The following is a 6,230-nucleotide window of genomic DNA, read 5'->3' as shown; positions in this document are numbered from 1 at the left end:
CTGCAGGGACCATTCGAGGACGACAACACCCTTCAGTTCTCGCTGGCAGGTCCCCGAGAGATAATCGACTCCCAGATACCACCGCGAGGAGGGCATCCGCCCTTGCTTCATCCCGGTCCCGCCGTCGTTCATCACGAGGTCGAGCCATTTCGTGCTCGCCATCGTGGCTGTGACCGACAGCGCTCCTTCGAGTCGGGTGGCGATGCTGTCGAGTGCCTCAGCACCGTCCGGGTCGCGGATGCGCTGGAGGACGTTCGAGAGCTCAGCATCCTGGACCTCGACATCGCGACCGGGTTGGTGGTACGTCGGGTCTGCTCCAGGACTGGTCAGATAGCTCGGTTCCAGCGTGAATGCGGCCGTAGTCGCGCCTGTCATGGGTCACCTCGTGGCTGTATCATGGTCATGGTGTACTTTCGTAGCCCGTCAGTCGGACTGAAAATCGGGCGTCATAGAAATCGGCATAGTCGGCAGAGCGATTCGTCTCGTTTTCGATGGTGAGCGTGTGGTACGCGATGTCCGACACGCCCACGTTGGGATAGGTTCGCTCGGCGTTCAGTGCGTGCTGGCACTTTGAGAGTAGGTCGTCGAACGCATCGGTGTCAGCGACATGTCCCCACTCGTCTTCGTGAAGACCTTCAAGACGGCAGCCGACGACAGTCTCGCTACGGTGGTCGAACTCTGCTCCGGTGGGCGAACGCCGCTTTGTCGCCAACGCTGCGCCGAAGAAGTTCGACCGCTTCAACTCACCTTTCCGCGAGCGGATGTTGGAGTCGAGTTGCTTGCTATCGTCGCGATTGATGCGTTCGAGGTCGTCAGGAAACGTCGCGTCGGGCCAGTTGGACTTGATCGTCGAGAGAACCCACTCGACTTCGGTCGTCATGAGAATGGTCCGGCGTACTTTGGACCTCTGCCCACCGGGGCATCATCGGGACAGCAGTAATACTTCAGAAGCTGCTGGAAAGTTGATTAGTCGTCATCACGGCCTTCAATGTACTTGGCGAAGCCAACTGCAGCAAGAATAGTCGTAGGGAACAACGCGGCCAATCCAGTTGTTGAAATTGAACGGTTGAGGATGTTAGCTAACCACCAGACAATGGTGACCTCGAGTGCTACAATAACACTAAATGGATAGACAAATGCTTTGAATCGTTTAATTATTGGAACTCTTTTTGAGACACCTCTCACAACTTTATCTGCCAGTTTGCCAAGCCCATAGCAGGCGATCCCACCTGCACCAACAACTGGTATAATCTGTGTCGTCAACTCTCCCGGAAGCATATTTTTGTCTGACAGGACTAGTACGCCGCTCGCAAAAAAGTAGAAACCATACAGATATGTTGATCTAAGTGACATTCCTTCGTTGGGGTTGATAGCGTCAACAACATTAGTTGACATTGATTTAGGATATACAAGATTTAGATGAAAATCATCATCTGTTAGGGGTCCATCATCAACTAGCTCGTCAATTATACCATAGATATCTTCTTCGGCGTAATTCTCATCAGAGAATTCATCGATGATAAATGTCCGTTGCAATTGCCAGTACCGTCTGTTATCAAGACACTCTTCGATATGATTCACAATTTGTCTCATTTTGTCTTCTCTCAGGTGGATAGGCTCACTAGAGACACCATCGTGAATATCAATTGTATCTGAATTGGTCACACTTGAGTTCAACAATCTAATTCAAACTTATAAAATATATGTAATGTATTCATGATAGCTCAATCACTCATATTTGAGACCAAGAATCGGACTCCATCTCGGATGAATCTAGATTCTGGCAAGCCACTAATATTCACGCTTGTAAGGAACACACGATAGCCGTCTCCTTCGGGTTCGAACTCTTCGGCAACCCACGCCGGAGCATCTTCCCGAGACCACACCCAGCTGAGCACAGGATCACCGTCGACAACGTGGTCCGAAGTTCCGAACTCGAAATAGACGGCGGCCTCGTGCGACCATCCCCACGTCGCAACGATGCGCCCCTGACGCCGTTCGACTCGGGGCTCTTGCAGACTGTCGATGATCGGCTCGACATCGTAATCCATCTCTGAGTCGTACTGTCTGAGGACCTCGTGGGAGCGCTCGATAGCCTGGTCGAGGAGACCACCCTCGCGAGTGAACTCAGATTCAGCGTTGTCGAGGATGGCCTCGCGAGCGCTCGCGATGAAATCGTTACTCAGATTCATCCCCGGCCACCTTTATTGCGTTTGGTTGACAATAGTGGGTCGATGTCCAACGAGACTGTGCGGGTAGTAAGGAAAGAGGACCAGGGTGTTACAATCGAACTGATTGTTGCCACTACAGGCAAAGATATCCGGGAGCTGGAGTTCTCTGAAGTCCACTTCCTGTCGAACGGGTGGATCGAGTGTCGTGGAGGCGATAAAGAAGATCGAATCAACTTCTTCCCACCAGAACGAGTCCATAACGTAATCGTATACGACGAAGACAAATCATCAGGGACGTTTGATTTTTGACATTCACTCGCGATAGACCTCAAGCAGCTCCTCAGCACGGTTCTCCATCGCCTGCTTCTTCGACTCAGGGTTGGTCAGTTGGCTGTTGTCTGGGATGCCGAGTGCCGCCTGATCGTCGAGCAGCAACTCTGCGGCCGCCCGGAACGCGACCGCGCGACGGATGGTCTGGGGCAGCCCTTCGTGACCGTAGTCGAAGGCCACGTAGACGCAGTTGACAAACGAGTCGAGAGTCCACTCCTCGGTGACCTCGTCGTAGAGGTTGCTCGTATCGAGGTACAGGTGCGTGACGCCCCCGTTGTTGATGCGCAGCATGTAGTCCTTGCCGAGAGCGTCGGGCCACGGGCCACCGTCGTACGCGGTGCCTGTGACCGAATCTGCATAGCCGCCGGGCGTCCGGACGAGAGGCTTCGTGATCGCCTCGCCATCGCGACGGGCTAACTCAAGGCGCGTGTAGTCGCCTGGCCACGTCTTCGGTTCGGCGACTTCGCCGACCGCAACCGCTGACTTCGTTGGAATCGATTCCTCGTCATCGCGAGCGTTCGGCCCGGTCGGGATGATGTTGCGGGTGTCTTCGTCGATCCCTCCGGGGACGTAGAAGTGTCGCGAGAGCGTCTTCTCGAGCCACTCCGTCTGGGCCGTGATGGCGTCGACGACGACCTGGTGGTTCGCTTCGCCCCACGCACCGTTGTCGAACTTCCCCGTCGTCTCCTGGAGCGCACGACGGACGTCCTCGACCGTACAGTACCCGACGTCTGCCATGGCTTACGCCTCCAGTTCGTCGCGACGGGCGTCGATGGCGTCCTTCACGGTCTCGCTCGTCTCGGCGTCCTCGATGACGTCCAGGTGGGCGTCGACATCGCCAGCTTCGACAGCGCCGGCACGGTCGTTGTAGTCTTGGTCTAGGAACGCGTCGAGGTCGAACGTGTCTTCTGCGGACGCGGTGGTGTCCGAGCCGTCAGGCGTTCCACCAACCTTCTGAAGGCTCTCCCCACTGTCGACTACCTCCGAGAAGTCGTCGGTCGACGTGAGGTAGGCAGCCACCTCCTCGTCGACGTCAGCGACATCACCTGCCTCGTACGTGCGCCCGTCGTGTCGATACCGTCCGCCACCAGTGTACTGGATGGTAGGCATTACTCAACCCTCCATCACGCACTCGTGGTCTTGACATTCGAGACGAGAACAGCGCCCTCCTCATCCTCGATGGCGAAGTCGTCGCGAACACGCAGGAAGTAGCGCGCAAACAGGTCGTTCTCGGCGACCTTGTCCGTCTCGGTGAGCACCCGAATCTCGACCTTGTCGTAGAGCCCGTAGACGAAGTTCTGCGGGTGGGTGAACACGACCTTGTCCTCGGGCCAGTTGGCGACACCGACGATGTCGTAGGTGAACGGTGTGATGTCACTATCGCCGAACAGGACGGCCGCACCGAGCGGGTCGTTCCGCTGGGCGAGGCCGTTCGTGTACGACTGCAGTTGGTTGAGGTTCATGTAAAACCGCGGCTGGAACCGCTCGGAGCGGAGATACCGGTTTGGCATGGCCGTGATCGTCTGGTTGAACATCTCGGTCGACACCGGCTGTGGGTTCCCCGACCCGTCGGCGTGGTTGTAGGTGTTGGTGTCGTTGGAGTTCGCGAGAATCTTCAGCCAGCCGTCGTTCTGGTTGATGAACGCGTCCGCCGCCGACTCGTCGCCGTTGATCCCCAGGTCCTGCGTGTCGATAGCGAACTGCCGCGACAGCATGTCGAGGACGATCTCGTCGACATTGTCGACCGTATCGTCGACGGACTCACGGGTGAGGTCGTACGAGAGCGTCCCCTTCTCGACGTCCATGTTGACCTGATCGGTCGAGACGGACGCCGACCCAGCGTCACCAGTCCCCTCGCTCGCACCACGACGCTGACGGTCGCCGACAGAGATACGCGGAATCGCCATCTTCTGCCGCGGGAGGTCCTCGGTTCGAGCGGCCTGCAGCATGGCGGCGGACTCCTGGACCTTCTGATAGAACTCATCGAAGAGGTCGCGGGGAAGTACCCCACCAGCCATCGTGGTGGTGTCGAACTTCTCGAGGGCGTCCTCGTTCTTCTGGCGCGTGTTACGAACGGTATTTGCGTGGCTCATTGATTACCGGCCTCCAGCCTTGCGGGGGTCGAGCGTGAAGCCCTTGGTCGTCTGCGTGGTCTCTTCGTCGGCGCTCTTGCCGAGCTGGTCACTTCCGTGACCGGACTGCTTGGCGATTGTATCCACTCGCTCCTCGATGGAGTCGAGCTTCTCGGCGAGGGCGTCAGAGATGTCGGCCGCCTTCTCAGCGTCGCCGTCGTCGCCCTCCACTTCGTCGAGTCGTTTTTCCATCTGTTCGAGTCGCTCCATGACTGCCTTCTCGGCGTCGTCGTTGGTGTTGCTCATTTCGAGATCCGCATCTGTGTTCGTCTCTGCCTCGACCCACGCAGCGAAATCGTCGGAGACTGGCGCCTCATCACGTTGTGCGCGGATGTACTCCTGATACTGCCACGTCGCCTCGTCGGCAGCGAAGGCAGTATCTTCGTCGAGGATATCCGTCCGCCAAACCCAGGACTTGAAGTCCGAAAACGGGGCGTTGCCCTGCTTGTCGACGAAGCGCTCGATGGCGTCGGCGACAAGGTCGCCTTGCTCTTCGGTGAGTTTCTCCGTCGACGTCGCCTTCTCGGCGTCGCCCTCATCGCCATCCTCGGCAGGGGAGCCGTACTGGGCGATGTCGAAGTCGGTGTCCGGGTCGTCTGTAAACCGATTCATCTCGATATCCATGTCCGACGCCAGCGACGCCTCGATTGCGTCGTGGGCGGCCATCAACGCCTCGCGGTTGTCGGCGTTGAGCGTTCGGCCCTCTTTGAACAAGCGGCCCTCCTCAAGCGCATGAATCGCTTTGGAGTACGCCACTCGGTCAACCTCGGACTGCCCATCCGTCTCGGGGCTTACGTCGTCATCGGACTTGCCGAACAACATCGCCTTGAGGCGTTGGCCGAGCGTCGCGTCGTCGACGTCCTTGAGCCGCTCGGGGCTCTGGTCGTCGCCGTCGCTGGTGTCGGGAGTGTCTGTCTCTGTATCAGTCATCTTCGAACGGCCTGCAGCGCTGTCGAGTTTCTCGGCGCTCTGCAGGTACTCCCAGAGCTGTCGGGCGTCCGACTCCGAGTGCCCCCGGTCGGCCATCACGTCGACGAACTCGTCTTCACCGGCGACGTCATCGACGATGGATTTCGAGAGTGATTTCGCAGTGGCGTAGACCGCGCGGGGAACCGCCGGGATGTCGACATCCGACACCTCGTCGACGGCACCGTTGACGATCTCTGTCGCGTCACCCTCGTCGACGCCGGCCGGGAAGACGACGTCCTCGGGTAGGTCGTCGGCAGCGTGGGCAACCTGGGAAGTGATGTCGCCGCCAATTGAGAAGCCGTTGAGAATCCCCTGTTCGACGAGCGCCCAGAGGTCATCATCGTCGTACTTGCGCGTCGCCATCCACGTCCCGGCAGGGTATTCCTCGCCACCGAAGGTCTCGGACTCCTCGAGGAGCCAGTGGTCGACCGTCTCCGCTGCGTCGGCCGGGAACGCGGCATGCATCACCCCCTCGGCGGCGTTGGGGTTGAACATCGACGGCACGGCTTCAGGGCGGAAGAAGTCGCGGTGGGGGCCGACTTCCCACCGGACCGACACCGCACCGGCGGCGGTCTGGGCCTCCGGGTCAATCACCTTGCTTGCGACAGTCTTCTCTAACCAACCCGCT

Annotated in this window: 8 protein-coding genes and 1 pseudogene; 1 reads left to right on the top strand and 8 read right to left on the bottom strand. The window is 58.5% G+C overall.

The window, feature by feature from the left end; all coding sequences use genetic code 11:
• The 4 genes and pseudogenes from QT222_RS08320 to QT222_RS08305 all read right to left on the bottom strand — a co-directional run.
• A pseudogene (locus tag QT222_RS08320) lies at positions 1 to 375 on the bottom strand (hypothetical protein); the annotation flags it as partial.
• A gap of 25 nt (positions 376 to 400) precedes the next feature.
• Positions 401 to 880, bottom strand: coding sequence for a hypothetical protein (locus QT222_RS08315; protein ID WP_491476893.1), 480 nt, complete (start codon positions 878 to 880; stop codon positions 401 to 403).
• An 86-nt stretch (positions 881 to 966) separates the two neighbouring features.
• A complete protein-coding gene (locus tag QT222_RS08310) occupies positions 967 to 1,665 on the bottom strand; it encodes a hypothetical protein (protein ID WP_491476892.1) in 699 nt (232 codons plus the stop codon).
• 59 nt (positions 1,666 to 1,724) lie between these two features.
• Positions 1,725 to 2,192: a hypothetical protein gene (locus QT222_RS08305; RefSeq protein WP_491476891.1), complete on the bottom strand. Its 468-nt coding sequence runs from the start codon at positions 2,190 to 2,192 to the stop codon at positions 1,725 to 1,727.
• Between the two features lie 42 nt (positions 2,193 to 2,234).
• Here QT222_RS08305 and QT222_RS08300 point away from each other — a divergent pair, with 42 nt between their 5' ends.
• Entirely contained in the window at positions 2,235 to 2,480 is a 246-nt protein-coding gene (locus QT222_RS08300) for a hypothetical protein (protein WP_491476890.1), read from the top strand.
• Between the two features lie 3 nt (positions 2,481 to 2,483).
• Here QT222_RS08300 and QT222_RS08295 read toward each other — a convergent pair whose 3' ends face one another.
• The 4 genes from QT222_RS08295 to QT222_RS08280 all read right to left on the bottom strand — a co-directional run.
• Positions 2,484 to 3,239, bottom strand: coding sequence for a hypothetical protein (locus tag QT222_RS08295; RefSeq protein WP_491476889.1), 756 nt, complete (start codon positions 3,237 to 3,239; stop codon positions 2,484 to 2,486).
• Between the two features lie 3 nt (positions 3,240 to 3,242).
• The gene (locus tag QT222_RS08290) at positions 3,243 to 3,611 is read right to left on the bottom strand and encodes a hypothetical protein (protein ID WP_491476888.1); all 369 of its coding nucleotides are present in this window, start codon (positions 3,609 to 3,611) and stop codon (positions 3,243 to 3,245) included.
• A 14-nt stretch (positions 3,612 to 3,625) separates the two neighbouring features.
• Positions 3,626 to 4,594 carry a phage major capsid protein gene (locus tag QT222_RS08285; protein WP_491476887.1) on the bottom strand — a complete coding sequence of 323 codons (969 nt, stop codon included), beginning with the start codon at positions 4,592 to 4,594 and terminating at the stop codon, positions 3,626 to 3,628.
• 3 nt (positions 4,595 to 4,597) lie between these two features.
• Positions 4,598 to 6,230: XkdF-like putative serine protease domain-containing protein (locus QT222_RS08280; protein ID WP_491476886.1), on the bottom strand; the 1,633-nt coding region annotated here is incomplete at its 5' end.

It is taken from the genome of Haloferax sp. s1 (assembly GCF_058382125.1).
The sequence above is the reverse complement of the archived record's forward strand: the minus strand, read 5'-3'. Positions and strand labels throughout refer to the sequence as shown.